Below are 2,981 nucleotides of genomic sequence, written 5' to 3' on the forward strand. Positions count from 1 at the left end.
GGTTGCGAAGGGCACCGGATCAAAGCGCCTTTTCAAGCTCAGGCAGGGCTTCGAAGAGATCGGCGACGAGGCCGTAGTCGGCAACCTGAAAGATCGGCGCTTCCTCGTCCTTGTTGATCGCAACGATGACCTTGGAATCCTTCATGCCGGCGAGATGCTGGATCGCACCCGAGATGCCGCAGGCGATGTAGAGCTGCGGGGCGACGACCTTGCCGGTCTGGCCGACCTGCCAGTCGTTCGGCGCGTAGCCGGCATCGACGGCGGCGCGGGATGCGCCGACGGCAGCACCTAGCTTGTCGGCCACCGGCAGGATGACCTGCTGGAACTTTTCCGACGAACCCAGGGCGCGACCGCCCGAGATGATGATCTTGGCCGAGGTCAGTTCCGGACGATCCGAAGACGACAGCGCGTCCGAGACATGGCTCGACAGGCCCGGATTGGCAACGGCTGCGATCGCCTCGACAGCAGCCGAACCGCCTTCGGCTGCTGCAGCAAACGAGGCGGTGCGCACCGTGATGACCTTCTTGGCGTCGGTCGACTGCACCGTCTGGATAGCATTGCCGGCATAGATCGGGCGCTTGAAGGTATCGGCGGACACCACTTCGATGATTTCCGAGACCTGCATCACGTCGAGCAGGGCTGCGACGCGCGGCAGCACGTTCTTGCCGATCGATGTCGCGGGCGCGATGATCGTGTCATAGCTGCCGGCGAGCGAGACGATCAGGGCCGCCAGCGGTTCTGCGAGGTTGTTGGCAAGGCTTGCGTCGTCGGCGAGCAGGACCTTGGTGACGCCCGACAGCTTGGCGGCGGCATCGGCGGCCGCCTTGGCGCCTGAGCCTGCGACCAGCACATGCACGTCGCCACCGATCTTGGTGGCGGCCGTCAGTGTCTTGGCGGTCTGGTCGGACAGGGTTGCGTTGTCATGTTCTGCCAGAAGAAGAATGGCCATTTTCGTAATCTCCTATGCGTTCCGCTTACAGCACGCCGGCTTCGTTCTTGAGCTTGTCGACCAGTTCGGCGACGCTCTTGACCTTGACGCCGGCCTTGCGGCCCGACGGTTCCTCGGTCTTCAGCACCTTCAGGCGGGCCGCCGTGTCGACGCCGAAATCGGCAGGCGACTTCTTGTCGAGCGGCTTCTTCTTCGCCTTCATGATGTTCGGCAGCGAGGCGTAACGCGGCTCGTTCAGGCGAAGGTCGGTGGTGACGATTGCCGGCAGCTTGACGTCGATGGTCTGCAAGCCGCCATCGACTTCGCGGGTCACGGTTGCCTTGTCGGCGCCGAGATCGAGCTTCGAGGCAAAGGTTGCCTGGCTCCAGCCGAGCAGGGCCGAAAGCATCTGGCCGGTCTGGTTCGAATCGTCATCGATCGCCTGCTTGCCGGTGATCACCAGGCCAGGCTGTTCGGCTTCGACGACACCTTTCAGGATCTTGGCAACGGCGAGCGGCTCGACGGCATCGTCGGTCTCGACCAGGATGGCACGGTCAGCACCCATGGCCAGCGCCGTACGCAGCGTTTCTTCCGCCTTGGCCGGGCCGATCGACACGACGACCACTTCCTCGGCCTTGCCGGCTTCTTTCAGACGCAGTGCTTCCTCGACGGAGATTTCGTCGAAGGGATTCATCGACATCTTGACGTTGGCCAGCTCGACGCCGGTGCCATCCGGCTTGACCCGGATCTTCACGTTGTAGTCAACAACCCGCTTTACGGTCACTAGGATTTTCATGGGTTCCTTCCTTCACTGCTTTCCGCCGGAAAATGCGCTTGAAAGCGGTCCGCCGTTTGTCGATTGGCGACATCGATACGCATTTTTTGTCCAAACACAACGCCTGACGCCGATTGCCACGCCATTCGCAGCCAGCATTAATTGACGTTGACGTTCACGTCATTAAGTCTGACGGAGGGCGACGCTCATCGTCCCCAATGGGTGGTTCTGGGGGTGGTCCTGGCCGAGGGCGACGCGGGCGCCCGTGTCGCCGTCGGGGCAACGGTTGCTGCCGCAGGGATTTCCAGGTGCTCGACCGCGCGTGGCGTGACGATGGTGCGATCGAACAACGGTACGCCCGGGCGGCGCAAGACGAGCACCAGCAGGGCGCCGGCGATGATGCCGCCAACATGTGCGCCAAAGGAGACATTGCTGTCGGCGTTGAACAGCAGCATGAAAAACTGCTGGCCGATCCACAGCGCCAGCGGAATGAAGGCGGGCAAAGGCAGCGCGAAGCGCATCAGCACCAGCACCCAGACGCGCACCTTCGGATGCAGCATCAGATAGGCCGCGACCACGCCGGACACAGCACCCGATGCGCCGATCAGCGGCGCCTGCGAGGTCGGCGCCAGCAGTCCATGCACCAGCGCACCGGCGGCGGCGCAAACGAGATAGAAAAACAGAAACCGCCAGTGGCCGAGCGCATCCTCTACATTGTCGCCGAACACCCAGAGAAACAGCATGTTCGAGCCGAAATGCAGCCAGCTGGCATGCAGGAAGGCATAGGTCACATAGGTGCTGTCTTCCGGCACCAGCACTAGCGACGGATCGAGATCGGCAAAGTCAAAGACGACGGCCGCAATGAAACCCAAGCCGTAGATGCACATTTCCAGCAGTTTTTCCGGCATCATCAGGGTCAAAACATGGATCGCCACATTGGCCGCGATCAGCCCAAGGGTCACATATTGCCGTTTGATGTGCTTGAGCGCGTTGCGGTCATGCAATGGAATAAACATCGTGCCTCATCGCGCCTGGCTTTTCGGTTAGTGGCCAGCCTAGCCGAAGCGTGGAGCAAGCAACAGGGGCCTGTGCTGCATTCGCGCACCGGCACGCTTTCCCTCTGGGCGGGAAAGGGTCTGCAAGAACCAGCAACTGTCCGATTTCGTCTTGTGCCTGGAGAGAGCTTGTGTCTGGATCCTCGGGTCATCCTCGGGTTTAACCCGAGGATGACCCGAGGATCCAGACACAAGGGGTTGCAGTGGAACGGGGCATTTCCTT

At 61.8% G+C, this 2,981-nt stretch carries 3 protein-coding genes; all 3 read right to left on the bottom strand.

Annotated elements, in window-relative coordinates:
• Positions 1-19: 19 nt before the first annotated feature.
• The 3 genes from PDO_RS12010 to PDO_RS12020 all read right to left on the bottom strand — a co-directional run bounded on the left by PDO_RS12010 (position 20) and on the right by PDO_RS12020 (position 2,719).
• A complete protein-coding gene (locus PDO_RS12010) occupies positions 20-949 on the bottom strand; it encodes an electron transfer flavoprotein subunit alpha/FixB family protein (RefSeq protein ID WP_009109845.1) in 930 nt (309 codons plus the stop codon).
• 25 nt (positions 950-974) lie between these two features.
• On the bottom strand, positions 975-1,724 hold the full coding sequence (locus PDO_RS12015) for an electron transfer flavoprotein subunit beta/FixA family protein (protein ID WP_009109847.1): 750 nt from the start codon (positions 1,722-1,724) through the stop codon (positions 975-977).
• A gap of 185 nt (positions 1,725-1,909) precedes the next feature.
• Positions 1,910-2,719: a rhomboid family intramembrane serine protease gene (locus PDO_RS12020; RefSeq protein ID WP_009109849.1), complete on the bottom strand. Its 810-nt coding sequence runs from the start codon at positions 2,717-2,719 to the stop codon at positions 1,910-1,912.
• Positions 2,720-2,981 lie beyond the last annotated feature (262 nt).

The sequence above is a fragment of the Rhizobium sp. PDO1-076 genome (assembly GCF_000247475.1).
Taxonomy (GTDB): Bacteria; Pseudomonadota; Alphaproteobacteria; order Rhizobiales; family Rhizobiaceae; genus Allorhizobium.

What these genes read in the sequence shown, in the direction of transcription:
- PDO_RS12015 (WP_009109847.1), bottom strand. Translation starts at nt 1,724, where the DNA reads ATGAAAATCCTAGTGACCGTAAAGCGGGTTGTTGACTACAACGTGAAG.
- PDO_RS12020 (WP_009109849.1), bottom strand. Translation starts at nt 2,719, where the DNA reads ATGTTTATTCCATTGCATGACCGCAACGCGCTCAAGCACATCAAACGG.
- PDO_RS12010 (WP_009109845.1), bottom strand. Translation starts at nt 949, where the DNA reads ATGGCCATTCTTCTTCTGGCAGAACATGACAACGCAACCCTGTCCGAC.